At 68.9% G+C, this 25,513-nt stretch carries 19 protein-coding genes; 11 read left to right on the forward strand and 8 right to left on the reverse strand.

What is annotated here, in order from left to right:
* Positions 1 to 11: 11 nt before the first annotated feature.
* Positions 12 to 959, reverse strand: coding sequence for a class I SAM-dependent methyltransferase (locus OCQ_RS22200; protein ID WP_014385829.1), 948 nt, complete (start codon positions 957 to 959; stop codon positions 12 to 14).
* A 145-nt stretch (positions 960 to 1,104) separates the two neighbouring features.
* Here OCQ_RS22200 and OCQ_RS22205 point away from each other — a divergent pair, with 145 nt between their 5' ends.
* Positions 1,105 to 3,483, forward strand: coding sequence for a lysylphosphatidylglycerol synthase transmembrane domain-containing protein (locus tag OCQ_RS22205; protein WP_014383323.1), 2,379 nt, complete (start codon positions 1,105 to 1,107; stop codon positions 3,481 to 3,483).
* Positions 3,484 to 3,493: 10 nt separating this feature from the next.
* Here OCQ_RS22205 and OCQ_RS22210 read toward each other — a convergent pair whose 3' ends face one another.
* Entirely contained in the window at positions 3,494 to 6,139 is a 2,646-nt protein-coding gene (locus OCQ_RS22210; RefSeq protein WP_014385830.1) for a GH92 family glycosyl hydrolase, read from the reverse strand.
* A gap of 199 nt (positions 6,140 to 6,338) precedes the next feature.
* Here OCQ_RS22210 and OCQ_RS22215 point away from each other — a divergent pair, with 199 nt between their 5' ends.
* Positions 6,339 to 7,019, forward strand: a complete 681-nt coding sequence (locus OCQ_RS22215) for an LpqN/LpqT family lipoprotein (protein ID WP_041785223.1) — start codon at positions 6,339 to 6,341, stop codon at positions 7,017 to 7,019.
* A gap of 37 nt (positions 7,020 to 7,056) precedes the next feature.
* On the forward strand, positions 7,057 to 7,542 hold the full coding sequence (locus OCQ_RS22220) for a hypothetical protein (RefSeq protein WP_014385832.1): 486 nt from the start codon (positions 7,057 to 7,059) through the stop codon (positions 7,540 to 7,542).
* Here the strand turns inward: OCQ_RS22220 and OCQ_RS22225 are convergent.
* The 3 genes from OCQ_RS22225 to galT form a co-directional block, all read right to left on the reverse strand.
* Complete coding sequence (locus OCQ_RS22225) at positions 7,539 to 8,228, reverse strand: PAS and ANTAR domain-containing protein (RefSeq protein WP_014385833.1); 690 nt, start codon at positions 8,226 to 8,228, stop codon at positions 7,539 to 7,541. The genes OCQ_RS22220 and OCQ_RS22225 overlap by 4 nt on opposite strands.
* 200 nt (positions 8,229 to 8,428) lie before the next feature.
* Positions 8,429 to 9,520 carry a galactokinase gene (locus OCQ_RS22230; RefSeq protein WP_014385834.1) on the reverse strand — a complete coding sequence of 364 codons (1,092 nt, stop codon included), beginning with the start codon at positions 9,518 to 9,520 and terminating at the stop codon, positions 8,429 to 8,431.
* Positions 9,517 to 10,632, reverse strand: coding sequence for a galactose-1-phosphate uridylyltransferase (galT, locus tag OCQ_RS22235; protein WP_014385835.1), 1,116 nt, complete (start codon positions 10,630 to 10,632; stop codon positions 9,517 to 9,519). Before galT ends, OCQ_RS22230 begins: the two co-directional genes overlap by 4 nt.
* A gap of 81 nt (positions 10,633 to 10,713) precedes the next feature.
* Between galT and OCQ_RS22240 the strand changes: the two genes are divergently transcribed.
* The 3 genes from OCQ_RS22240 (at position 10,714) to OCQ_RS22250 (ending at position 15,434) form a co-directional block, all read left to right on the forward strand.
* Entirely contained in the window at positions 10,714 to 12,936 is a 2,223-nt protein-coding gene (locus OCQ_RS22240) for an FUSC family protein (protein WP_008260987.1), read from the forward strand.
* 84 nt (positions 12,937 to 13,020) lie between these two features.
* A complete protein-coding gene (locus tag OCQ_RS22245) occupies positions 13,021 to 14,271 on the forward strand; it encodes a cytochrome P450 (RefSeq protein ID WP_014381171.1) in 1,251 nt (416 codons plus the stop codon).
* Complete coding sequence (locus tag OCQ_RS22250; protein ID WP_008260989.1) at positions 14,268 to 15,434, forward strand: FAD-binding domain; 1,167 nt, start codon at positions 14,268 to 14,270, stop codon at positions 15,432 to 15,434. Before OCQ_RS22245 ends, OCQ_RS22250 begins: the two co-directional genes overlap by 4 nt.
* Before the next feature lie 7 nt (positions 15,435 to 15,441).
* On the opposite strand, the gene OCQ_RS22255 is transcribed toward OCQ_RS22250, so the two are convergent.
* The gene (locus tag OCQ_RS22255; RefSeq protein ID WP_014385836.1) at positions 15,442 to 16,314 is read right to left on the reverse strand and encodes an alpha/beta fold hydrolase; all 873 of its coding nucleotides are present in this window, start codon (positions 16,312 to 16,314) and stop codon (positions 15,442 to 15,444) included.
* 66 nt (positions 16,315 to 16,380) lie between these two features.
* On the opposite strand from OCQ_RS22255, the gene OCQ_RS22260 reads away from it, so the two are divergent.
* From OCQ_RS22260 to OCQ_RS22275, 4 genes are all read left to right on the forward strand, one after another.
* Entirely contained in the window at positions 16,381 to 17,280 is a 900-nt protein-coding gene (locus OCQ_RS22260; RefSeq protein WP_014385837.1) for an NYN domain-containing protein, read from the forward strand.
* Between the two features lie 153 nt (positions 17,281 to 17,433).
* Entirely contained in the window at positions 17,434 to 18,663 is a 1,230-nt protein-coding gene (locus OCQ_RS22265; RefSeq protein WP_008260994.1) for a cytochrome P450, read from the forward strand.
* A gap of 139 nt (positions 18,664 to 18,802) precedes the next feature.
* Positions 18,803 to 20,062, forward strand: a complete 1,260-nt coding sequence (locus OCQ_RS22270; protein WP_167324038.1) for an IS30 family transposase — start codon at positions 18,803 to 18,805, stop codon at positions 20,060 to 20,062.
* 146 nt (positions 20,063 to 20,208) lie between these two features.
* On the forward strand, positions 20,209 to 21,528 hold the full coding sequence (locus OCQ_RS22275; RefSeq protein ID WP_014383327.1) for a hypothetical protein: 1,320 nt from the start codon (positions 20,209 to 20,211) through the stop codon (positions 21,526 to 21,528).
* A gap of 13 nt (positions 21,529 to 21,541) precedes the next feature.
* On the opposite strand, the gene OCQ_RS22280 is transcribed toward OCQ_RS22275, so the two are convergent.
* Complete coding sequence (locus OCQ_RS22280) at positions 21,542 to 22,849, reverse strand: NRAMP family divalent metal transporter (RefSeq protein ID WP_008260998.1); 1,308 nt, start codon at positions 22,847 to 22,849, stop codon at positions 21,542 to 21,544.
* A 127-nt stretch (positions 22,850 to 22,976) separates the two neighbouring features.
* Between OCQ_RS22280 and OCQ_RS22285 the strand changes: the two genes are divergently transcribed.
* Entirely contained in the window at positions 22,977 to 24,962 is a 1,986-nt protein-coding gene (locus tag OCQ_RS22285) for a molybdopterin-containing oxidoreductase family protein (protein WP_009951848.1), read from the forward strand.
* 97 nt (positions 24,963 to 25,059) lie between these two features.
* Here OCQ_RS22285 and OCQ_RS22290 read toward each other — a convergent pair whose 3' ends face one another.
* Complete coding sequence (locus OCQ_RS22290) at positions 25,060 to 25,269, reverse strand: hypothetical protein (protein ID WP_009951849.1); 210 nt, start codon at positions 25,267 to 25,269, stop codon at positions 25,060 to 25,062.
* Positions 25,270 to 25,513 lie beyond the last annotated feature (244 nt).

Here is a 25,513-nt window from a genome sequence, read left to right on the forward strand (position 1 = left end):
GACTCGGGACCCTAGCCGGCCGCCCGCTGCGCCGCGACGAACAGGTTCCCGGGCACGTAGTCCCGCACCTCCTTGGCCGCCGCTCGGCCATAGCCGGCCATCAACTCGTCGGACGGTGTCACCGTCACGTCCCAGCCATGACGGCCGAACCACTCGCCGACGTCCTCGCGCTCCTCGAAGTACCACAGCTCGTCGGTCCTCGGCACCTGCCGGTCGGGATCGACCTCGGCCATCAGCGCCGCGATGCGATCCATCCGCTCCCGGCGCCTCGCGCGAAGCTGGGGGTCGAGGAACTTGGGGCCCAGCGCCTCCACGGCCACCCGGCTGCCGGGGACGGTGAGTCCCTGAATGCGTTCGAACAGCAGCTCCTGCGCCGCGGCCGGCAGATAGGGCATCAACCCCTCGGCCGACCACACGCTGGGCGCGCTGACGTCAAAACCCGCCTGCCGCAACGCTTCCGGCCAATCCTGGCGCAGGTCCACCGCGACGGGGACGCGGTGACAGGCGGGCTGCGCGCCGTGCTCGGCGAGCGTCGACGCCTTGAAGTCCAGCACCCGGGGCTGGTCGAGCTCGTAGACCGTCGTCCCCGCCGGCCAGGCCAACCGCCACGACCGCGCGTCCAGACCCGCCGCCAAGATCACCGCCTGCCGGATGCCGGCGGCCGTCGCGTCGAGGAAGAACTGGTCGAAAAACGCGGTGCGCGAGGCCATGTAGCCGACCATCGATTGCATCTGCAGCGGCAGCGTCGGTTCGGCTTCGACGACAGCGTCAGGTAATCGCCCGGCCGAATGCCAGTTCCACACGCCGTCACCGGCGGCGTCGAGGAAGACCTGGGCGAACGGATCGCTGATCAACGGGTTCTCGCCGCGGGTCTCCGCGGCGCGGGCGGCGGCCACGCCCAGGGCGGTCGCCCCCACGCTCTCGGTGATCTCCCAGCTGTCGTTGTCGGTCCTGGCCACGCGCACGTCCTTCCCACTTCGCTAGCAGGGCTACGTACCCGACCCTACGCGCGGCGGATGAGTGGCAGCTGTCCCCGAGCCGGGTATTGAAGTTAACTTGTCGGCGAGCCCATCGGCAGGGGCGAATCCGAAGGATCGTTGATACATGCGAGTTGACGGGCGCGACATCCCCGTTTCCGGCAGCCTGCTGCAGCCACTGACCCGACGGACCAACGACATCCTGCGACTCGTCCTGGCCTCGCTCTTTTTAGCGCTGGTGATCACGGGTTCGGTGGTCACCCGCCCGCAGTGGATCGCGCTGGAGAAATCCGTCTCGCAGATCGTCGGCGTCCTGTCGCCCACCCAATCCGACGTGGTGTACCTGGCGTACGGGCTGGCGATCGTGGCCCTACCGTTCATGATCCTCATCGGCCTGATCGTCGCCGGGCAGTGGAAACTGCTGGGCGCTTACGCGACCGCGGGGCTGAGCGCGATCGTGCTCTTGTCGATCAGCGGCACCGGCCTGGCGGCGCCCCGGTGGCACTTCGACGTCCACGACCGGCTGAGCACGCTGCCGGCGCAGCTGCTCGACGACCCGCGGTGGATCGGGATGCTGGCGGCGGTGCTGACGGTGTCGGGGCCCTGGCTGCCGGCGCGCTGGCGGCACTGGTGGTGGGCGCTGCTGTGGGCCTTCGTCCCGATCCACCTGGTGATCAGCGCCGTCGTTCCGGCGCGATCGCTGGTGGGGCTGGCGGTCGGGTGGGTGGTCGGCGCGCTGGTGGTGCTGGTGGTCGGCACCCCCGCGCTCGAGGTGCCGCTGGACGCCGCGGTGCGCGCGATGGCCAAAGCCGGCTTCGTCGTCTCGCGGCTCACTGTGGTCCGGCCGGCCGGGCGTGGCCCGCTCATTCTTTCGGCCGACGGCGACGACGATTCCGGCCGGACCGCGCTGGTCGAGCTGTACGGCCCGCACCAGCGCAGCGGCGGCGCGCTACGCCAGCTGTGGGGGAAGCTGAAGCTGCGCGACACCGAGACCGCTCCCCTGGTGACGTCGATGCGCCGCGCGGTGGAGCATCGCGCGTTGATGACGATCGCCATCGGTGACGCCGGCCTGGCCAACACCGCGACGGTCGCCCTCGCCCCGTTGGACCGGGGATGGATGCTGCACTCGCACAAGCCCGCTCGGGGCACGCCCATCGACCGCTGCGCGGCGACGACGCCCGTCGTCCGGCTGTGGGAAGCGCTGCGGATCCTCAACGACCGCCAGATCGCCCACGGCGATCTGCGCAGCCAGCACATCACCGTCGACGACGGCGCGGTGTTGTTCGGCAGCTTCGGCAGCGCCGAGTACGGCGCGACCGATGCCCAGCTGCAGTCGGATATCGCGCAGCTGCTGGTGACGGCGTCGGCGCTGTATGACCCGAAGTCCGCGGTGCGCGCCGCGATCGAGGTGTTCGGCGCAGACACCATTTTGTCGGCGTCCCGCCGGCTCACCAAAGTCGCTGTGCCGCGGTTCATTCGGCGGTCGGTGCCGGACGCCGGCACGGTCATCTCCGCCGCACGCGCGGAGGTGAAGCGCCAAACCGGCGCCGATCAGATCAAGCCGCAAACCATCACCCGCTTCACCCGCAGCCAGATGATCCAGCTGGTGCTCTTCGGCGCGCTGGTCTATGTCGCGTATCCCTTCATCAGCACGGCACCGACGTTCTTCTCGGAGCTGAAGACGGCGAACTGGTCGTGGGCGCTGGTGGGCCTGCTGGTGTCGGCACTCACCTACGTCGGTGCGGCCGCGGCGCTGTGGGCCTGCGCCGACGGCATGGTGAACTTCTGGACGCTGTCAATCGCCCAGGTGGCCAACACTTTTGCCGCGACCACCACGCCCGCCGGGGTCGGCGGGCTGGCGCTGTCGACGCGGTTTCTGCAGAAGAGCGGCCTGTCGGCCATGCGGGCGACCGCGGCGGTGGCGCTGCAGCAGTCGGTGCAGGTGATCGCCCATATCGCGCTGCTGGTCGTGTTCAGCGCCGCCGCCGGCGCCTCGATGAATCTCTCCCATTTCGTGCCGAGCGCGACCCTGCTGTACCTGATCGCGGGTGTGGCGCTGGGCATCATCGGGACGTTCTTGTTCGTGCCCACGCTGCGGCGGTGGCTGTCCACCGAGGTGCGCCCGAAGCTGAACGAGGTGGTCGGCGACCTGGTGAAGCTCGCCCGCGAGCCGCGGCGACTGGCGCTGATCCTGCTGGGCTGCGCGGGCACCACCCTCGGCGCGGCGCTCGCGCTGTGGGCCAGCATCGAAGCCTTCGGCGGGGGAACGACATTCGTCGCCGTCACGGTCGTCACGATGGTCGGTGGGACGCTGGCCTCGGCCGCCCCGACCCCCGGCGGCGTCGGTGCCGTCGAGGCGGCGCTGATCGGTGGCCTGGCCGCCTTCGGGGTGCCGGCGGCGATCGGTGTGCCGTCGGTGCTGCTGTACCGGATGCTGACCTGCTGGCTGCCGGTGTTCGTCGGGTGGCCGGTGATGCGCTGGCTGACCACCAACGAGATGATCTGAGGAATCCCGGTCAGGAGTTGCCGGATTCGGCCTGCGTGACCACCAGAACCGTTGACCTGCGGGCGCTTTCGCCGGCCGTGGTGGTCAAGTACACCAGATGGTAGTCCTCGGGCACCGACTGCGCCACCGTGATCGGGACGGAAACCGCGGCCGATCCGCCGTTGCCGAAGCGGCCGGGCGTGGGCGCCACGGTGATCCCGGCGTCGGTGGACGTGCCGGAAACCGTGTAGCCGTCGGGGACGTCGCGGCCGTCGATCATCCGTTGCGCGTCGAGGGTGACCGTGCCCGTGCGCCCCGGCGCGATCGTCACGACGGGTTGAGCGACGTTGACGGTCAACGCCGAGCTGCCCGCCCCGAACGACGGCGGCGCGTCCGCTTCGGATGTGCCCCAACGCTTGTCGGGATAGGCGGCGAGCGAGAACGTCAGCGTGCCGCCGGTGGTGATGATCGTCTCCGGCAGTGACGTGTGCTCGGTGGGCCGGCCGTCGACCTTCAGGCCGCTGATGTATTTGAGGTGGTGCGGCCCCGACGCGCCCGGCGCGGAGATCCGGAGGAATTTGCCTGCGGGCAGCGCGATTTCGATTCGGTCGAACAGCGGCGCGCCCACGGTGAGGATCGGCGTGCCCGGGGTGGCCGGGTACACGCCCAGCGCCGCCCACACGTACCAGGCGGCCAGCGCGCCCAGGTCGTCGTTGCCCGGCTCCCCGTCGGCGGTCGGCGCGAACAGTCCACGCACCCGGTCGACCGTGCGCTGGGTCTTCCACGGTTGCCCGATGTAGTTGTATAGCCATGGCACACCGAAACTCGGCTCGTTGCCCGCCCACAGGTAGGGCTGGTTGGGGCCGACGTTGAGCTTCTCGGTGAACCGATCGAGCCGGTCGGCCACGGCCGCGCGGCCGCCCAGGGCGGTCACCAGGCCCGCGACGTTGTGCGGCACCGACCAGACGTACTGCTCGGCGTTGCCCTCGTCGTACCCGACCTGGCCGAAGTTCTCCGGGGACACCACGACCGCGGGGCCGGGGCGGAAGAACCCGCTCCAGCTGCGGGGCACCACGGATCGGGTGGTGGGATTGAACAGGTTCTGCCAGTACTGCGACCGATTCTGGAATTCGGCGGCGGTCGCGGCGTCCCCGAGCGAGTCGGCGAATCGGGAGATGGCGAAGTCGTCGACCGACCACTCCAACGTGATCGAGGCGTCGGCGATCCAGCCGTTACGGCCGAATACCAGGGTGAACGGCGCATAACCGAACCGCAGGTAGGTCTCGATGCCCGGCCGCTCCACGTAACCGGCCAGCCCCGCCCCGCCCTTGGTCGCCCCGTCCACCATGTAGCGCAACGCGGCACGGACGTCGAAGTCCTTGGCCCCGAACGTGTTCAGGCTGACGATGAACGGCACCACGCTGTCCCCGGTCATCTCGCCGGTCGCGGCGTTGGCGAACGCCCAGCGCGGCAACGAACCACTCTGCTGGGCGTCGTTGACCAGCGATTGCGCCATGTCGCTGGCCCGGTCCGGAAAGAGCATCGCCTGCAACGCCGCCAGGCACCGGTAGGTGTCCCAGTCGGAGAAATTGGCGTACTGGGTGTGGCCCGCGGCCACGGTGTGGATAGCGCCGTCGAACCCGACGTAGCGCCCGTCGGCGTCGTTGAACATGTTGGGGTGCAACAGGGATCGGTACAGGGAGGTGTAGAAGGTGGTCAGATCGTCGACATTCCGGCCGGCCACCGAGATGCGGGACAGCGCGGCGTTCCATTCCCGCGAGGCGGCGGCGCGCACGTCGTCGAAGCCGGCGGCGTCCTCGGCCGCCAGGTTGGCCCGCGCGCCCTCGATGCCGACGTAGGAGATGGCGGTGCGCACCTCGAGCGTCGTGCCGGCCGGGAATTCGACGTAGCCGCCGCTGTACGGCGCGTTCGCGCTGCGGGCACCGGCGTAGACCGTGGCGCCGTCCCAGGATCCGAAGGAGGTGAAGGGCCGGCTGAATTTCATGGCGAAATACACCGTGTAGGCGTTCGGCTTGTCGCAGAACCCCCCGCTGGTGGCCCAGCCGGTGATGGTGGTGTTGTCCTCCCCGATCTGGATGGTCGCGCGGGAGTTTCCCGCCAACGACGAGCCCGAGCGGACCTGCAACAGGGCGGGGCGGCCGTTGCGCGGGTAACTGAATCGCCCGACGCCCGTGTGCGCGGTGGCGGTCAGTTCGGCCCTCACGCCGGTGTCGGGAAACCGCACGGCGTAGTAGCCGGGCACGCCCTGCTCGGTGTCGTCGTGGGCGATCGTCTCCCAGGCGTTCCAGGGTTGCGGGCCGACGCCGCCGGTGGCCGGAAGCATCGAGATGTCGCCGAACGCAGCGCATCCCACCGACGCGTGGGTCATGCTGAACCCGGTCGAGCGCGGGTTGTCGTAGTTGTATCCGGCGTAGTTGCCGACGGTGTCCGGCGAGTACTGCACCATCCCGAACGGCACGGTGGCGCCGGGAAAGTTGTTGATCTCGCCGACCGTCTCGCCGCCCGTGCCGGTGCCGATGAGCGTCGCGACGTGGTCGACCGGATTGGCCACGAAGACGGGTGGGCCGTCATACCCCTTCGGCGGGGCGGCGGCGATGAAGGTCATGAAGACGGCCGACGCCGCGATGACCGCAATCAGCGCCCTTCGTGACCGCATAGAAGTCTCTTACTCCGATACGACCGCGCAGCGGCGCATTGCGGTGGCGTTTCCCCTATGAATTGACTGACGAGCGGCCGGCGCGGCACAGGCAGCAAAATGTCTAAAAGATAGCGGCAAACTTGCGGCACATTTCGGCTACTGTCATCCAGCGTGGCTGGCGCTGGTATCGGCCCAATTCTCGGGAAAGCCTGGATAAATGAAACACTTGCCTCTAGCAATCATCTCCTTGGCGCTGAGTTTTGCGCTTGTCGGTTGCGGCCACGACCACAAGTCTGCTGACAAAACGACTACGTCCACGTCGGCGTCGACGTCCACTTCCTCGGGGACCTCGTCGCAGACCAGCGCGGCGCCGGCGGCGAAAGCCCACTACACGATCGCCGACTACGTCAAGGACAACAACATCTCGCAGACGCCCGTCCACCACGGCGATCCCGGTCCGAACGTCGACCTGCCGGTGCCCCCAGGCTGGCAACTCACCCAGGACTCCGGCACCTCCTACGGCGGCATCGTGCAAAGCCAGCCCGCCAATCCCTCCGATCCGCCCACCATCGCGACGCTGTTCTCCAAGCTCACCGGCAACGTCGACCCGGCGAAGGTCCTTCAATACGCCCCGGGCGAGGTGCAGAATCTGCCCGGATACCAAGGCCAGGGTGGTGCTGGTTCCGCGTCCACGCTCGGCGGTTTCCAGGCCTGGCAGCTGGGCGGTACCTACCAAAAGGCCGGCAACACCCGCGTCAGGGCGCAGAAGACGGTGGTGATCCCCGCGCAGGGGGCGGTCTATGTGCTCCTGCTCAAAGCCGATGGACTTCAGAGCGATCAAGCCTCGTTGATCGACGCCGCCATGGTCATCGACGAAAAGACCACCATCACCGGCTGAGAAGTAGTGCGGCGCCGCAGGGATCTACGGTAAACGCATGGCAGAGCAGTCATATGCGGTCGATGCCGGGCATCCGCCGTCGGCGTTATTGCGTCTCGTCAACCCGGTGATGGGGCTTTTGCTGCGCAGCCCCCTTGCCGGCGCCGCGCGCAAGCAATTCATGGTGTTGAGTTTCACCGGGCGCAAGACCGGGCGTCCGTACTCAATTCCGTTGAGCGCGCACCTGATTGACGGTCAGCTCTACGCGCTGACCGGCGCGCCGTGGAAGCAGAACTTCCGCGACGGCGGCCCCGTCGATGTGGTGTACGACGGCACGACGACGGCGATGCGCGGCGAGCTCATCCGCGACCGGGCCGCGGTCTCCGATCTCTTGCTGCGCGCCGCCGAGTCGTATGGCGTGGCGCGCGCGCAGCGCATGATCGGGCTGAGGTTCCGCGATCACCGCATTCCGACCCGCGACGAGTTCGCCGAGGCGGTCGACCGGCTCCACCTGGGGGCCGTCCGGCTCAGTCCGGTCGGTTAGCCGTCAGCCGGCGGGCCGCCGGGCGCCCGCAGGTGCGCGGCGCGCAGGCACCGGTCGAAGCGCGAACGCGCCGTGATGACCTCCTTGCCCAGCGCCGTGAAGTCGTCGGCGATGCGTTGGGCGAGCACGCCGAGCTTCGTGTTTTTCGATTGGGACAGGGTTTTGAGCATGGTGAAGGCGGCGTCTTCGTCGATGCCGTAGATCAGCATCAGCATCCCCTTGGTGCGGTCGATGACCCCGCGGCGCCCGACGATCTCGGCGACCTTGGCGCTGATGGAATCCTCCCGGTTGCGCGCGGGCGGCGGCGTGACTTCGATGTAGAAGCCGTGGGTCCCGACGACCTCGTCGTTGTCGTCGCAGAACCGGTCGCCCACCACGATGACGTGGTGGATGAGCCCGCGGGTGTCCACAATGCGATGCCGCACGCTGAACGCCTGACGGCGCCTGATCATGTCGTTGATCCCGTCGATCACCTGGGGCCGGTCCGCCGGGTGTTTGTGCGACAGCACCAGCTCGGTCGTGGGGGTCACGGTGCCGGGCTCGTAACCGTGCATGCGCTGGACCTGGTCGGACCATACCCAGCGGTGGCCCTCGAAGTAGAAGCGGAACCAGCCGGCCCGCTGCGGAACGGCGCCGGCCAAACCGCGCTCGATCGCCGCGGCCTGGCGGTCTAATTCCCAAGCCACGGTGGGTTTTTCGCGTCGACGGCAAGCGGACCGGTAACAGCGTGCATGGGCGATCTCGAATGGATCGCCGACCCCCGGGCGGGAAATCCGGAACTGCACATGCAGGAGTGAGATACCCCCATGGCCGTGAGATTACAGTTTCTGACCGGTGGTCACTGCGGAAATCAAGAAATTGCCGGGCGAGTAAGTTTTCGGCGCGCTCACTGGCACGAACCCGCGCCGGCGGCCGCCCGGGTCCGGGTGACGACGGGTTGTTCGAAGCCGGCGTCGACCACGGCGCGCCGCACCGCCTCAGCGACCGCCCCCGCGCGCGCGATCGGCACCAGCGCGATCACGCAGCCACCGAATCCGCCGCCGGTCATCCGGGCCCCCAGCGCGCCCGCGCGCACCGCTGCCGCCGCGATCAGGTCGATGCGTTCGGTGGTGATGTCGAAGTCCTCACGCATGGAGGCGTGCGAGGCGGTGAAGATCCGCCCGGCCTCGGCGTAGTTCCCATCGCCCAGTGCCGCAACGCAATCGATGACCCGCTGGTTCTCGCTCAGCACGTGGCGGGCGCGACGGGCATCGACCGGGTCCCGCACGGCGCCCAGGTCGGCGGGCCCGCGATCGCCGACCTCGCGCAGCGACGACGCCCCGAGGTCGGCGGCGGCGCGCTCGCACGACTGGCGCCGCGCCGCGTAGTCACCGCCGGCATGGCTGTGGCGCTCCCGGGAGTCGATCAGCAGCAGGGCGACGCCGGCGGCGTCGGGGTCGAAAGCCACCGGCGAGACGGCGAGGTCGGCGAAGTCGATCAGCACCGCCGTCGCCGGCCGGCCGAACAGCGAGGCGAGCTGGTCGAGCAAACCCGTTGGGGCGCCCACGTACTCGTTTTCGGCGCGCTGGGCGAGCCGGGCCTGGTGCTTGCGGTCGATGCGCACGCCCGCGGCCGAGGCGATCGCCCCCAGCGCCGCGCATTCCAAGGCCGCCGAGGAGGACAGGCCCGAGCCCATTTCCACGTCGCTGGTGATCGACATCGTGCCGCCGGGCACCGGGTAATCCGCCTGGCGCAGCGCCCAGATCACCCCGGCCACGTAGGCCGCCCAACCGGTCACCTCCCCCGGGGCGGTGCCGAGCGCAATGCGCACCGGGGCGTCCGCGCGCTCACTGGTCACGGTGATCGCGTCGCCGGGGCCGGGCTTGAACGTCGCCACCGTGCGCTGCGGCAAGGCGATCGGCAGCGAGAAACCCAGGTTGTAGTCGGTGTGCTCGCCGATCAGGTTGATCCGTCCCGGCGCGCCGTAGCGCACCGTCACTGCAGTTCCCGTAACCGCTGCGCCACGCTTTCGGGGGTGACGTCACCGATGAAGGCGTCCATCGCCGATTCGGAGGCCGCCAGGTACTTGAGCTTGGTCGCGCTGCGGCGGATGGACATCAGTTCGACGTGGAAGTACCCGTCCGCCTGGACCCCGGCCCCGGAATACTGGTGCAGCGCCGAAATGTAGGGCAGCGGCGTGGAATACATGCGGTCGAAGCGCCGCAGCACGTCAAGGTAGATGGCCACGAACCCGTCCAGCTCGTCCTCGTCGAGGCCGATCACGTTGGGCACGAACCGGTTCGGGTAGATGTGCATCTCGACCGGCCAGCGCGCGGCGAAGGGCACGAACGCGGTGAACACCTCGTTGCGCGCGACGATGCGGCCCCCATCGGTGACCTCGCGGGCCAGCAGATCACCGAACAGGTTGCCGCCGTGCTTGTTTCGATGCGCCCGCGCCTGCTCCAGCATGGCGACCGTCCGCGGCGTCAGGTAGGGATAGCCGTAGATCTGGCCGTGCGGATGGGTGAGGGTGACCCCGATCTCCTCACCGCGGTTCTCGAAGCAGAACACCTGCTCGACGCCCGGCGCGGCCATCAGGTCGGCCGTGCGGTGGCGCCACGCATCGACCACCAGCCGCGCGTGCGCCGGCGTCAACGCCGCGAAGGAGCCGGTGTGATCGGCCGAAAAGCAGATCACCTCGCAGCGCCCGGGCGCCGGGGTCGACACGAAGCCGTCGGCGTCGCCGGGATCGGGAAGCGGCGTCGCGGCGCCCGACAGGCTGGGAAAGCGGTTCTCGAACACGACGACGTCGTAGTCGGGCGCGGGCACCTCGCTGGTCAGCCCGGTCGGGCCCGGGCACAGGGGGCACGCGTCGGGCGGCGGCTTGTAGGTGCGGTCCTGGCGCAGCGCCGCGACGATCACCCACTGCCCGGTCGTCCGGTCGAACCGCAACTGCGACTGTTCGGCCGTACGCGGCGGCAGGGGCCGGCGGTCCTCGACCGGCGCCGGACGATGCCCGGGCAGCGAGAAGAACAGCAGGTCACGGCCGTCAGCCAGCTTCGCTCGCGTCGGCTCAGTCACGATGTCGAAGACTAGCTTGGTCGCCGGCACCCGGTTCGGGTAACCATGGGGGTACGCGATAGAGAGGCGGTCACCGGAATAACTGTCCTGTACGAACGCGCCCGCAACTGGGTGATCGGCTCCGATCCGGGCTTGCTTCGGCTGCGGATGGCGACTCGGACAACGGCCGCGCTGGGCCTTTCGCTGCTGGTCCTTTTCGTCCTCACCAGGGCGACGGGACAACCCCTGACCGTCGCGCTGCTGGGCGTCGTCATCACCATGGTCGCGTCGCGGTCAGTCAACGAGCCCGACCCGCGCCAGCAACGAATCACCATGGCGCTCTTGCCCGTTCCCGCCGCGCTGGCCATCACCGCCGCCGCGCTGCTGGCCCCGCACGTGGTGGCCAGCGATGCCGTCTTCGTGCTGATCGTGTTCACCGCGGCCTACATCCGCCGCTTCGGGGCGCGCGGCAGGGCGCTGGGGATGGTCGCGTTCATGTCGTACTTCTTCACGCTGTACCTGCGGGCCCGCGTCTCGGAGCTGCCCTGGATGATCGGGGCGGTCGCGGTGGGCACGGTGTGCACGTACGTGATGACCGCCTACGTGCTGCCCGACCGCCCCGAGCGGGTGCTGCGCGCCACCATCCGGGCGCTGCGGGCGCGGATGGCGATCGTCATCGACACCACCGCCGAAGCGGTGCGGACGGGCCGCCTCGACGAACGGCGGCGCCGCCGCATGCGGGCGCGCACCACGCGGCTCAACGAGACCGCCCTGCTGGTGCAGAGCCAGATCGAGGACAAAGCCGATCCCGGCGCGCTGTGGCCCGGCGTCACCGCCGAACAGCTGGCCCCCTGGCTGCTGGACGCCGAGTTGGCCATCGAATGGGTCGCCACCGCCGGTCGGCGGGCCGCCGCCGTGGCGGGTGAGGCCCCGGAATCCATCCCGATCGGCACGCGGGTCCCGCTCGTCGACGCGCTCTCGCAGCTGGCCCGCGCGATCCGCCTGCCCGAACCCGAGGGGCTGCGGCGGGCGGCCGCCCGCGCGCAACGGCTGCTGGACGAGCTGCCCGAGGCTGGAGCCGCGGCCGAGGACGACCCGGGCGCCACCGCGGTCCGCCGCCTCGCCCTGGCGATCATCAACGCCGCGGGGGCGACGTCCGACGTGCGGGCGATCGTCGATCGGATGGCCGCCGGCGCCCCCCTTGACGAAACCGGCGGCGAGCGGCCGGCGGCCGACGAGCGCGCCGCGCCGGAGGGGGCCGCCGACGAGGCACGCCCCGGCGGGCTGCTGCCGACCACCCGGCAAGCCATCCAGGTCTGTATCGCCGCCTCGCTGGCCATCGTCACCGGGGAGCTGGTCTCGCCGGACCGGTGGTATTGGGCGGTGATCGCCGCGTTCGTGATCTTCGCCGGCACCAACTCGTGGGGCGAAACCCTGACCAAGGGCTGGCAACGCCTGCTCGGCACCCTGCTCGGCGTGCCCGCCGGCGTGCTGGTGGCCACGCTGCTGACCGGCCACGAAATTGGCGCTCTCGCCGGCATTTTCGTGTGTCTGTTCTGCGCCTTCTATTTCATGACGGTCACCTACAGCCTGATGACCTTCTGGATCACCACGATGCTGGCGCTGCTGTACGGCCTGCTCGGCCAGTTCTCCTTCGGCGTGCTCATGCTGCGGATCGAAGAGACCGCGATCGGCGCCGTCATCGGGGCGACGGTGGCCGTCGTCGTGTTGCCGACGAACACCAGAACCGCGATCCGCGCCGACACCCGCACCTTCCTGACGAGCCTGTCGGCGCTGATCGAGGTGTGCGCCGCCACCATGTGCGGAGAGGGCGGCGCCAGCCCGTCCGAGCAGGCGCGTCAGGTCGATCGGGATCTGCAGCAGTTCCGGGTCACCGCCAAGCCGCTGTTGGCGGGCGTCGCCGGACTCGCGGGGCGGCGCAGCATCCGCCGCGCCCTGGGCATCTTCACCGCGTGTGACCAATACGGCCGCAGCCTGGCACGCAGCAGCGAGCAGTATCGGGACCCCGTCGGGTCACCGCCGCCGGCCCCGAAACTGGCGCAGGCGTTTTCGGCGGCCGCCGCCCAGACGCGACGCAACATCGAGGCGTTGCAGGAGGCCATCGAGGGGGGTCACGCACCGACCCTGGTCTCGGCGGCCGACGACCTCGACGCCGCGGAAACCCTGGCGCGACAACAGGACGGCGACGGCCACGGCGCCGAGCCGCGGCCCGAGACCCGGCGGTACCTCACCGCGGTGCACGCCCTTCGCCAGATCGAGCGGGCCGTCATCACCGCCGCCACCAACCTCGGTGGACGCGAACGCGTGCGGACGGCCGAGCCCGCGTCACGCTGAGGCGCTTTGCTACCGATCGCGCGCGGCCGCGGCTACCATCGTGCTGACCGCCGCGGTCCGTAGCCACAGCCGAGGAGAAATCCCATGGCCACACCGAACCTCCCGCCGGGCTTTGATTTCACCGATCCCGACATCTACGCGCACCGGCTGCCGGTGCGGGAGTTCGCCGAACTGCGCGCCACCGAACCGGTCTGGTGGAACGAGCAGGCGCCGGATAAGGGCGGGTTCGGCGACGGCGGCTACTGGGCGGTGACCAAGCATCGCGACATCCGCGACGTCTCGCTGCGCAGCGACGTGTTCTCGTCGGCCGCCAAGTCGATCGTGCCGCGTTACCGGGAAGACTTGGCGGCCGGGCAGATTGAGGCGGGCCGGGCGTCGATGATCATGATGGACGACCCCGAGCACAGCCGGTTGCGCAGGATCGTGTCGCGGGCCTTTACACCGCGCGCGGTCGAGCGGCTGCGCGCCGAACTGTCCGAGCGGGCCCGGTGCATCGTCACCGAGGCCGCGGCGGCGGGGTCGGGCGACTTCGTCCGCCAGGTGGCCTGCGAGTTGCCGCTGCAGGCCATCTCCGCGCTGCTCGGGGTTCCGCATGAGGACTACGACAAGCTGTTCGACTGGACCAACAACATGATCGGCAGCGACGATCCGGAATTCGCCGGCAACGACGCGCTGACCTCGGCCGGCGAATTGATGTGGTACGCCATGCAATTGGCGGCGCGCAAGGCCGAAGAACCTGGCGACGATATCGTCACCACCCTGATTCAGGCCGATGCCGACGGCCAGCGCCTGTCGGAGGCCGAGTTCGGCATGTTCGTGGTCACGCTGGCCGTCGCGGGAAACGAGACCACGCGCAACTCGATCACGCAGGGAATGATGGCCTTCACCGACTATCCGGTCCAGTGGGAGCTGTTCAAGGCGCGGCGACCCAAGACCGCGGCCGACGAGATAATCCGTTGGGCCACACCGATCACCGCGTTTCAGCGCACCGCGCGCGAGGACACCGAACTCGGCGGTGTGGCCATCAGAGAAGGTCAGCGGGTGGTGCTGTTCTATCGCTCGGCCAACTTCGACGAAGAGGTCTTCGACGACCCGTTCACCTTCGACATCCTGCGCAGCCCCAACCCGCACCTCGGTTTCGGCGGCACCGGGGCGCACTACTGCATCGGCGCCAACCTGGCCCGCATGACGATCGATGTGATGTTCAACGCGCTGGCCGACCGGCTGCCCGACCTGGCCCCGCTGGGAAATCCGGAGCGCCTGCGGTCGTCGTTCATCAACGGCATCAAGCACTGGCCCGTCGATTACCGAGGCGGCCACCCGGTCGCCTCATGAGGATCGCCATCAGCGGTGCCGGCGTGGCCGGGGCGGCGCTCGCCCACTGGCTGCATCGGACCGGCCACACGCCGACGCTGATCGAGCAGGCGCCGCACCTGCGCACCGGCGGCTACATGATCGACTTCTGGGGCGTGGGCTACCAGGTGGCCAAGCGGATGGGCATCGAAGGGCCGATCCGCGCCGCCGGATACGAGATGGAACGGCTCCGCTCGGTCGGCCCTCGCGGCGAGATCAAGGCGGACGTGGACGTCGACGTCTTTCGCCGCCTGCTCGGCGCCGACTTCACCAGCCTGCCGCGCGGCGATCTGGCCGCGGCGATCTACGCCACCATCGAGGACGAGGTCGAAACGGTCTTCGGCGACAGCATCTCGTTCGTCGACGAGCGCGACGACGGGGTCCGACTCGGGTTCGAGCGCGGCGGCGCGCGCGATTTCGACCTGCTGATCGGCGCCGACGGGCTGCACTCCAACGTGCGCCGCCTGGTCTTCGGGCCCGAACGAGAATTCGAGCGCTATCTGGGCTGCAAGGTGGCGGCCTGCGTGGTCGACCGTTACCGGCCGCGCGACGAGCTGGCCTACGTCACCTATGCCGAACCCGGCCGCCAATTGGCGCGTTTCGCGCTGCGCGGCGACCGCACCACGTTCCTGTTCATCTTCCGCGCCGACCACGACGGCACCGACACACCGCCGAAAGACCAGCTGCGCAACACCTTTGCCGACTGCGGCTGGGAAGCCCACGACATGCTGGCCGCGCTCGACGACGTTGACGACCTCTACTTCGACGTCGTCAGCCAGATCCACATGAACCGCTGGTCGCGGGGGCGCGTGCTGCTCATCGGGGATGCGGCCGGCTGCATTTCGCTGCTCGGCGGTGAGGGCACCGGCCTGGCGATCGCCGAGGCCTACGTGCTGGCCGGCGAACTCGGGCGCGCCGGGGGCGACCATCGCCGCGCGTTCGACGCCTACGAGATGCGGCTGCGTCCCTTCATCGAGGGCAAGCAGGCCGGCGCGGCGCGGTTCATCGGGTTCTTCGCCACCCGGACCCGATTCGGGCTGTGGTTCCGCGACCTGGCGCTGCGCACCATGAATTTCGCCCCGATGACACGGCTTCTCGCGCGCGACGTGCGCGACGACTTCGAGCTGCCCGACTACGGCATCTAGCCACCGATCACAAGCTCGGCTGCGGACTTTGTGTGTCGCGGCGCTCGCCCGTGGCGATGAAGTCCTCGATCAGCTCCACCACCTGGTTCGGCGCCTCCACCTGCGCGAAATGACCGACGTCGGGCAGGATTTCGAGCCTGGCGTCGGTGCGAGCCTTGTGCGCGGCGTACGCGTGATCGACGGGGATGATGCCGTCGCGTTCCCCCCAGATCGCCATGACCGGCAAGTCCTCACGCAGCGAGAGTCTGTTGAGCGCGCTGACCGCCTGGCCCCGGTAGTCGACCACCGACCTCAGCGTCCGCAGGAACGACTGGCGCGTCTCACCGTCGGACAACGACGAGTAGGCGCTCCACAGCTCGGCCCCGCGCGGCGACTGGATGCCCGCGCTTGTCAACCAGGACCTGAGCTTGTTGCCGACGGACAGGACGGGCGTGGGCGCGATGATCGGCAACACCAGCTCCGCCCCGGGGGCCGAGAGCAGCCGCAGGACCCATCCCACGTCGGGACCCAGGCCGCCGCTGCTGATCAAGATCAACCGCTTGGCGTAGTCGGGGTGCTGATAGACGAACTGCATGGCGACACCGCCGCCGAGCGAATGACCGACCACGGTGGCCTGGCTGACACCCAGTTCGTCGAGGAAATCACGAAGCCAGACCGCAAACGCGCCCAGCGAGTAGTCGGTGCGGGGCTTCGCGGACTGGCCGTGGCCCAGCAGGTCGGGCGCGACGATCCGGAACTTCTTCGACAGCTGCGGTATCACGGATCGCCAGGTCTCCGAACTCCCCGCCATACCGTGGATCAGCAGCAACGCTTCGCCGTCACCCTCGTCGCGATAGGCGATGCGATCCCCATGTAACTCGAGAAACTTCATGTCACTCATTCGGGCTGTGTACCCGCTTTGGCCCTGCTGACGACGCGGGCAGGGCAAATGCCCGCCCGTTGAGCAATGATCAAGGGCATGACCGAACCGGTTGCGGCCCGCGTGGCCGTCTACCTCGACTTCGACAACATCGTGATCTCGCGGTACGACCAGATACACGGGCGAAACTCGTTTCAGAAGGACAAGGCCAAGGGGCTCGAGCAGCATTCCGAACGGTTGGGCCAGGCGACGGTCGACGTCGGCGCCATCCTCGACTACGCGTCGTCGTTCGGGACCCTGGTGCTCACCCGCGCCTATGCGGACTGGTCGGCGGATATCAACGCCGGATACCGCGGGCAGCTGGTGGCCCGCGCGGTCGACCTGGTGCAGCTGTTCCCCGCGGCGGCCTACGGCAAGAACGGCGCCGACATCCGGCTGGCCGTCGACGCGGTCGAGGACATGTTCCGGCTGCCCGACCTGACCCACGTGGTGATCGTGGCCGGCGACTCCGACTACATCCCGCTGGCCCAGCGCTGTAAGAGGCTGGGCCGGTACGTGGTGGGCATCGGGGTGGCCGGGGCGTCGAGCCGGGCGCTGGCGGCCGCGTGCGAGGAGTTCGTCGTGTACGACGCGCTGCCGGGGGTTCCCGCGCTCGACCGCGAGCCCGGGCCGGCCGACACCGCCCCGCCGAAGCGGCGCGGCGGGCGCACCAAGGCGGCACAGGCCGAGGAGCCCGAGCCGCCCGACGCGCAGGCCGCCGCCACCGCGCTGCTGACGCGCGCGCTACAGATCGGCCTGGAGAAAGACGACGTCGACTGGCTGCACAACTCCGCGGTGAAGGCGCAGATGCGGCGCATGGATCCGTCGTTCAGCGAAAGGTCTTTGGGTTTCCGGTCATTCAGCGATTTTTTGCGGTCGCGTTCCGACATCGTCGAGCTGGACGAGACGTCGACGACGCGGATGGTGCGGCTGCGCGCGCAGGATTGAGCGGCGTCGCCCCCGCGTCGCGGCAATGCATTTTCTCGCTGGTGTATGGCGTTTCGCCGATGCGCGGATCGATATCGTTGACAGCGCCCCGGGGTGGCCATACATTGTCTGGGAGTCGTCCGCAGCTGGTGGGGGATCGATGAGGAGACCGTCATGACCGTCGGTGCCGCTCCCCCAAGCGTTTTCGACGCCGACCTGCCCACTCTGTCCTACCGTGACGACGAAACACCCGCGGAGGTCTACCCGCGCCTGCGGGAGGCGCAACGACACGCGCCCGTCGCACTGGGGCCGCACGGCCCCGAGGTGCTCGGGTACCACATGGTCCGGTCCGTCCTGCGGGACACGCGGTTCCAGATCCCGCCCGGCCTGAATCTCCTTGTCCAGGGCATCACTTCGGGCCCGCTGTGGGACAAGGTGGTCAACAGCCTGCTGTGCCTCGAGGGCGACGCGCACCACCGGCTGCGCAGCCTGACCTCCAAGGCGTTCACGCCGAAGGCCACCCTGCGCCTGCACGACACCATGGTCGGCGTGCTCAACGAACTGGTCGATCGGGTCGCCGGCGCCGGGCGCTGCGACGTCGTCACCGACATCGCGCGCCCGTATCCCGTGCCGATCATCTGCGCGCTGCTCGGGGCGCCCCGCGAGGACTGGCAACGGTTCTCGCTGTGGGCGGACGACGTGTTCAAGGCGTTCAGCTTCACCGCCGACCTGACCGAAGTGGAGCCCGTCGTGATGCGCGCGTGGCGCCAACTCGACGCCTATGTCGACGAGATGGTCGCCGGGCGCCGCCGCAGCCTGACCGACGACCTGCTGTCCGACCTGATCCGCGCCGAGGACGAGGGCGACCGCCTCGACGCGGCCGAACTGCGCATGCTGGCCGGGGGGCTGCTGCTGGCGGGGACGGACACCACCCGCAACCAGGTCGCCGCGTCGGTGCACCTGCTGTGCGAGCACCCGGAACAGTGGGAGCTGCTGCGCCGGCGACCCGAGTTGGCGATGCGCGCGGTCGAGGAGACCATGCGGCACTCGCCGATCGTGTGCGGGACGCTGCGGCTGGTGGCCGAGGACGCCGAGGTCGACGGCTACGTGTTTCCCGCCGGCACGATGGTCCTGCTCAACACCGGGGCGGCGAACCGCGACCCCACCGTCTACGACGACCCGGACCGCGTCGACATCACCCGCGAGGGCGCCCCGCCGATCCTGACGTTCGGCGGCGGCGCGCATTACTGCCTGGGCGCCAACCTGGCCAGGCGCGAGATCGCCGAGGCGCTGACCGTCTTGACCGCCCGCCTGCGCAATCCGCGCATCGCCGGCCCGGCTCCGTGGAAGCCGATGGGAACGCTGAGCGGCCCGCTGAGCCTGCCGCTGGAGTTCGACCGCTAGGCATCCGGCGCCGCTCAGGGATTCGGGTGTGAGCTCGCGGATTCGGGTGTGAATCCACGGCTTTGACTGTGCGCTGAGGGCGACGACACGCCGCTTGGGCTCAAGGGGTGATTGCAACACTTCGTAGTTAGGGGTGTTGATGACGGGTCAGCCTCAGTTGTTGTCGGTGCAGCGCCGGTATTGGGAGTTGATCGCGTCCGGGGTGTCCTCGGAGGATGCCGGGGTTGCGGTCGGCGTGTCGGCAACGTGCGGCGGCAAGTGGTTTCGCAGGTTTGGTGGTGTGAATCCGCGATGGTTAGCCCCTCAGGGGCAGAAACGGCCGCGGTTGTCGGCTGATGAGCGTGAACAGATCATGATCGGCACCGCTCAGGGCGAATCGATTCGCTCGATGGCAGCCCGGTTGGGCCGGGCCCCGTCGACAGTCATGCGCGAGATCGCCAACAACGGCGTGATGCGGGGGTATGTGGGCCGTTATCGTTCTCGTTACCGCTTCGGAGCCCGCCGAGCGGGCGTGGATGCGAAATCGGGCTATTCGGCGCGGATTGCTCAGCTTCGCAGCGAGCAGCGAGCGCGCCGGCCCAAGATCGGCAAGCTGGGTCGCTGCCCTGCGTTGCGTGATCAGGTGCAAGCGTGGTTGGTCAAGAAGTACAGCCCGGAGCAGATTGCCGGGATGTTGGCCACGACGTATTCCGACCGCCCGGAGATGCAGGTGTCCCACGAAACCATCTACAAGGCGCTCTACGTGCAAGGACGCGGGGAGCTACGCCGCGAGCTGACTAAGTGTTTGCGGACCGGGCGGGCATTGCGCAAGCCACGGGCCAGAGTCGGCGCCCGTAGCGGCTGCGGCCGAATTCCGGGCATGGTCAACATCAGTGAGCGGCCCGCTGAGGCCGCTGACCGCGCGGTGCCCGGGCACTGGGAGGGTGACTTAATCCTGGGCAAAAATCAGCACTCTCAGATCGGCACCCTGGTCGAACGTTCCACCGGGTTCGTGCAACTGCTGCACCTGCCCGCCCGTCGCGACCCTGAGACGGTGGCTGATGCGATGATCGCCACCATCAAAACCCTGCCCCAGGCATTGCGGCGCTCGCTGACCTGGGACCAAGGCCACGAAATGTTGCGCCATGCCCGCATCAGTATCGATGCCGGTATCGACATCTACTTTTGCGATCCACACTCACCCTGGCAGCGCGGCAGCAACGAAAACACCAATGGCCTATTGCGCCAATACTTTCCGAAAGGCACCGACTTATCCGTGCACTCGGCCGACTACCTCGCCGAAGTCGCCGCTGAACTCAACGAACGCCCACGCAAACGCTTCGGCTGGGACAGCCCCGCCCAAGTCCTCAACCGGCTACTGTCAAACCCGCCACAAACCACTGTTGCAACCAAACCTTGAAACCACCCCGAGCGCGGCCGCCGTGGCTTCACAGTCAAAGCCAAGGCTTCACACCCAACGCGACGCCGTTGGCAATCCGCCGAGTCGCGGTGGCGCCGGGGCGGCCTTACGCTGCGGGGGTTACACGAACTTCACGGGGGTTTTCGATGCGCGCAACCTGGGGACCGGCGGCCGCCGCGGTCGCCTGCCTGGCGCTGTCGTCCTGCTCGGAAACCGTGTCGGCGCCCCCGCTGACCCCCACCGCGCCGACGTCGGCGTCGAAAACGACCACCCGTGCGGGACCCGCCCCGATCACGGGCCCGCTGGAAAAGGACTGGAAGAGCTACGGCGGCACGGCGTATTTCGGCTGCCCGCAGACCTTTTCGGCCGGCAAATCCGCACTCGACGACATCCGGCCGAAGATCTTCGACCCGAAGACGGGACAGTACGTCGCGCCGGCCATCCCCACGATCGCCGCCGGCGAGAACCTCACCGGCGCCATGTGCGCGCTGACCGGCGCCGCCGCCGACCTCAAGGTCGTCTACGTGGTCACCACCGTCAAGCCCGCCCAGGCCCCGGCGCCCGAAATCTCAAGGACCACCGCGTATTCCTACGACTGGTCCTCGGGCCACCAGGTCGCCACCAAAGAACTGCAGCCGCCGACCCCCGGCCTGAGGTTGGCGGCGCCGAAGGAATGGGGACTGGCCCCGACCGCCTCGGGCGTGGCGTGGGTGAACGCCTTCACCGACGGGCACGCCCCCGCGTCGCCGCCCCGAACCGTGGTCCTGTCCGGCGCCGACCTGTCGATCATGTGGGACGATCCCCAGCCCGCCCGAGTTTGGCAGGACGTCATTGCGTTCCCCCGCAACGCCGATCCCGGCAAGGCCTCGGGGGCCGAGCTGCGCCGCCCGAACGGGGAGGCGATCTACCAGGACGACGACGCGCAATCCGTGGACGCCGAATTGGCCGAGGGCCCAGACAAACTTGTGAAGATCACCCACCGGGAGTCGCGCAACCCACCGGCCGTCTCCACGATGTTCTATGACCTCAACGCCAAATCCCTCATCAAGATCGGCGATTCGGACCGGATCTCCGGCGGCGGGCTGAGCGCGGCCCTGTCCGACGGGAAACTGTTTGTCGACGGGCACAATTCGGAGAACTCCTCGTTCGGGTTCGGGGTGTGGAACCTGCGCAGCCAACAGTGGGACTTGCTCAAGAGCCGCGACGACGCCAAGAAGATGTCGATTTCGAAGCTGGCGTTCTTCGAAGACCACCTCTACCTCACCGGCAGCGGCGGCACGTTCTCGGTAATCGCCCTTCCTGCAACGGATCCCGTCGCGTCCGGCTGGTCGACACGCCCGTTCGAGCGGATATCCGGATGGACGCTGGTGTGCCGCGGCGAGACCGCGCCGTCGTCCAACGGCGAGTGCAAGGAGATCGTCATGGTGCAAGACCAGGACGGCCACTACCCCGGGCCCTGGTTCTGACGGTCGCCCGCGGTCAGATCCAGCCGAGGGCCTGCGGAACCATGTACAGGCCGAACCCGATGGTCACGAAGCACAGCGCGCGGGTGACGTATTTGTGCAGCCCGCGCATGCGCCACTGCTCGGGCAGGGCCCTGGCTTCCAGCGCGAGCAGCAGGCCCAGCACGATGGGCAGCAGCAACGCGTTCATGACTTCGACGTCGACGGCCAGATTGACCAGGTCGACGCTGGCCAGCACCAGCACCGCGCCCACGATGTGCGCCAGCGAATACGTGATGTAGAACCGGGCGGTGGCGCGGTTGGGCCGCTCGTTCAGCGTGTGCTTCCAGCCGAACACCTCCGCGAGCCCCCACGCGCCCGCGAGCGAGGCGACGATCGCGGCCACCAGCGCCGCGCCCAGCATGCCGAGCCCGAACAGCACCGTCCCGCCGACTCGGCCGAGGTAGGGCGTGAGCGACTGGGCGATCTGGCCGACGGTCTCCAGTTCCGCGCCGCCGCCGTGCGCGCCGCTCGTCCCAATGGTGGACGCCATGGTGACCACCACCGCGATCATGATCAGCTGGGTCAGCACCGCGCCGAAGGCGGTGTCGTAACGGGCCTGGCGAATCGTGTTCTCCGACAGGCGCTTATCGACCACCGCTCCCTGCTGGTAGAAGATCATCCACGGCATGATGACCGCGCCGACGTTGGCCGCGACCAGTAGCAGGTATGACGAGTTGCCGAGCGGCATCGACGACAACCCGTCCACGAGGGCTCTGGGGTCGGGCCGGGCCATGACCATCGCCACCAGGAAGGCCAGTTCGGCGGCGCCGACGACCAGGCCGATGCGCTCGACGCGCCGGTAGCTACCGGTCAGGGCCAGCGCCAGCAGCGCGACGGTCGCGACCGGAATGCTCACCCAGCGCGAGACGCCGAAGAGTTCACCCACGCCGGCCACCCCGGCGAACTCCGTGAGCAACGCCCCGATCGCCGAGGCGAACAGGGTGAACGCCGACAGCCACGCCCAGCCGCGGCCGAACCGCTCCCGGATCAGCGAGCCGTGGCCGCGCCCGGTGACGATGCCCAGCCGCACGGTCATTTCCTGCACGACGTAGAGCACCGGCATCAGGATCAGCTGCGGCAGCACCATCCGGTAGCCCCACTGGGCGCCGGACTGCGACGCGGTGATCAGCGACCCGGCATCGGTGTCGGCCAGCATCACCACCAGGCCGGGGCCCCACACCGACAGCAGCCCCCATCGCAGCCAGCGGCCACGGGTGCGCAGCGGTATTTGCGGCCGGTCCTCGGATTCGTCCGCCACCGGCGGGGTGGTCGTATCGGTCACCGGTGGATCCTAACTAGGGGCCGCCTAACCACGGGCGTTTGCCGGAGAGCGCCATTGGCCGAAAATGTGCCGCCATTCTCGAAAATGCGATAGGCGTTCTCGAATTGCGAGAGTACGTTGCCCAAGTATGCAAACGGTGCGTAGCTTCTGCCGCGTCTGCACCTCCGTCTGCGGCATCCTCGTCGACGTCGAGGGTGACGAGGTGCTCCGCGTTCGCGGCGATCAGGAGCATCCCTTCTCCCGCGGTTACACCTGCCCGAAGGGCCGCGCCCTGCCGCAACTGCACCACCACCCCGACCGGCTCGAACGCCCGAGGATGCGGGCGGACGGCCGCCTGCGCGACACCACATGGGACGCCTGCCTCGACGACCTGGGCACGCGGCTGAAGGACATCATCGACCGGCACGGGCCGCAATCGGTCGCGTTCTACTTCTCCACCATGGAAAGCGCCGGCTTCCGCATGGCCGAGGCGCTGCACGCCGCGATTGGCACACCGGCCAAGTTCAGCCCCCTGACCATCGACGGCACCGCCAAGCCTTTGGTCTCGGATCTGGTCGGCGGATTCATGGGGCTATCGGGCCGGACCGACCTGGACAACGCCGACTTCCTGATGCTCGTCGGCGTCAATCCCGTTGTCTCGCATGGACATGCGATCTCGATGCCCAATCCGACCGGCACGGTGCGCGAGATCGCGCGGCGCGGGCAGGTGTGGGTGATCGATCCCCGTCGCACCGAGACCGCCCGGCTGGCCACCGCCCATCTGGCGCCGCGGCCCAGCACCGACCACGCCGTCCTCGCCTACCTGGTGCGCGAGATCCTGCGCGACGGAATGAAATCCGACGTTCCCGTGCAGGGCATCGACGAGCTGGCGCGTGCGGTCGAGCCGTTCACGCTCGAGCACACCGCGAAGCTGGCCGATGTCGCCGAGGCCGACCTGGCCCGGTTGTTTGCGGGCGTGCGGGCCGCCAAGTGCGTCGCGGTCGAAACCGGCACCGGCGTCACGATGACCGCCGAGCGCGCCAACGTCACGCAGTGGCTCGCCTGGGTGCTGATGATCCTCACCGGCGCGATGAACCGGCCCGGCGGGACGTGGTTTCACCCCGGATTCGCCTACCAGCTCGAGACTTTCGGCGAGTTTTTGCCCGTCACGCCGATCGAGGGATCCTTCGGTCCGGGACCGCGCAGCCGCCCCGAGGCGCAGGCGTTCATCAACGAGTGGCCCTGCGCGGCGCTGCCCGACGAGATCGCCGCGGGCAACATCCGCGCCCTGATCAACGTCGGCGGCAGCCTGGTCACCTCGTTCCCCGAGACCGGCAAGCTGATTCCGGCCCTACAGAGCCTCGAGGTGTTCGCGACCACCGAGATCATCAACAACGAGACCACCGAGCTGGCCACCCACGTCCTGCCCACCAAGGACCCGCTGGAACGCCCCGACATCACCATCCACGACATCCTGAGTTCGCATGTGTCCGTGCAATACAGCCCGGCCGTCGTCGAGCCGGTCGGCGAACGCCGCTCGATGTGGTGGGTGTTCGCCGAACTCGGCCGCCGGCTCGGCTACGAGCTCGGCAATCTCGGCGATCCCGACACCAGCACCGACGACGACGTGCTCGCCGTCCTGTTGGCCGGCGCCCGAACGGGATTCGACGAGGTGGCGGCGGTGGGTTGGGCCGAGGCCCCGCGCGAGCTGCCCGCGGCCTGGGTCGACGAGCACGTCGCGCGGATGGGCGGCTGGCGGCTGGCGCCGCCGCTGCTGGTGGACCAACTCGCGGGCCTGAAACCGCCCGCGCCGCTGGTGCTGGTGCCGCGCCGGCAGCGCCGAAAGCTCAACGGGCAGCTGGATTTTCTCGGTGAAGCCCCCGAGGTTCTCATCCACCCCGAGGACGGCGCCGCCGCGGGTGTCGCCGACGGGCAGAAGGTGACGGTGCGCAGCGCGAACGGCGAACTGACCGGCATCGCCAAGGTCGACGACTCCATTCGGCGCGGTGCGGTGTCGATCCCGCACGGCCACCACGCGGCCAACGTCAACCGCCTGACCAACAAGGACGACATCGACGTGGTGACCGGCATGGTGCGCTACTCGGGGGTGCCCGTCAGCCTGCATCCGGCCTGAAACACGCTGTCCTGGTTGGGCAGAAGACACCCTCCCGGTCGATGGGTTGGAGGAGTCGAACCGGGAGGGTGCCTGGCTTGGCGTTGACGCTCGAAGGTCACTGCCCGGCGCGCAGGTCGCATTGGACGACGAAGCAGAGCCGGTCGGCGAAGGCGATGGCATCGGCGATCTTCTCGGCCAGCTCGGCGGCGCGGGCCTTGCGGACGCCGGCCAGCCCGGCCTGCGCGGCGAGGGCCGATTCGCGCGCCGTCGCCAGTGCCGTGCGGCACTCGCGGAGTATTGAGAGTGTGGCGGGACTGATAGACATGTCGCCCCCTACAAATCGCGCTCTCACAGCGATACTCGCCCCGGGGCCCGCCACACCGCCGTGGCGCAAATTTTTACAACCAATTTGTAGAAATTGCGCACGTGTCGCACAACGTCGCCGCCGGCCCCTGGTCGGCCGCCCGGGCGACCGGGAATCGCGGCGGGCGGAACGACCGCGCGGAGCGCCACACGAGTGCGCCCCGGCAAACCGAAATTCGCGGTGTGCGACGGCGCGCGGGCCTACC

Source organism: Mycobacterium paraintracellulare (assembly GCF_000276825.1).
Classification (GTDB): Bacteria; Actinomycetota; Actinomycetes; order Mycobacteriales; family Mycobacteriaceae; genus Mycobacterium; species Mycobacterium intracellulare.

Coding starts and splice junctions, on each gene's coding strand:
- OCQ_RS22265 (WP_008260994.1), top strand. CDS start 17,434: ATGACCGTCGGTGCCGCTCCCCCAAGCGTTTTCGACGCCGACCTGCCC.
- OCQ_RS22210 (WP_014385830.1), bottom strand. CDS start 6,139: ATGCGGTCACGAAGGGCGCTGATTGCGGTCATCGCGGCGTCGGCCGTC.
- OCQ_RS22275 (WP_014383327.1), top strand. CDS start 20,209: ATGCGCGCAACCTGGGGACCGGCGGCCGCCGCGGTCGCCTGCCTGGCG.
- OCQ_RS22285 (WP_009951848.1), top strand. CDS start 22,977: ATGCAAACGGTGCGTAGCTTCTGCCGCGTCTGCACCTCCGTCTGCGGC.
- OCQ_RS22290 (WP_009951849.1), bottom strand. CDS start 25,269: ATGTCTATCAGTCCCGCCACACTCTCAATACTCCGCGAGTGCCGCACG.
- OCQ_RS22255 (WP_014385836.1), bottom strand. CDS start 16,314: ATGAGTGACATGAAGTTTCTCGAGTTACATGGGGATCGCATCGCCTAT.
- OCQ_RS22215 (WP_041785223.1), top strand. CDS start 6,339: ATGAAACACTTGCCTCTAGCAATCATCTCCTTGGCGCTGAGTTTTGCG.
- OCQ_RS22205 (WP_014383323.1), top strand. CDS start 1,105: ATGCGAGTTGACGGGCGCGACATCCCCGTTTCCGGCAGCCTGCTGCAG.
- OCQ_RS22220 (WP_014385832.1), top strand. CDS start 7,057: ATGGCAGAGCAGTCATATGCGGTCGATGCCGGGCATCCGCCGTCGGCG.
- OCQ_RS22260 (WP_014385837.1), top strand. CDS start 16,381: ATGATCAAGGGCATGACCGAACCGGTTGCGGCCCGCGTGGCCGTCTAC.
- OCQ_RS22270 (WP_167324038.1), top strand. CDS start 18,803: ATGACGGGTCAGCCTCAGTTGTTGTCGGTGCAGCGCCGGTATTGGGAG.
- OCQ_RS22245 (WP_014381171.1), top strand. CDS start 13,021: ATGGCCACACCGAACCTCCCGCCGGGCTTTGATTTCACCGATCCCGAC.
- OCQ_RS22250 (WP_008260989.1), top strand. CDS start 14,268: ATGAGGATCGCCATCAGCGGTGCCGGCGTGGCCGGGGCGGCGCTCGCC.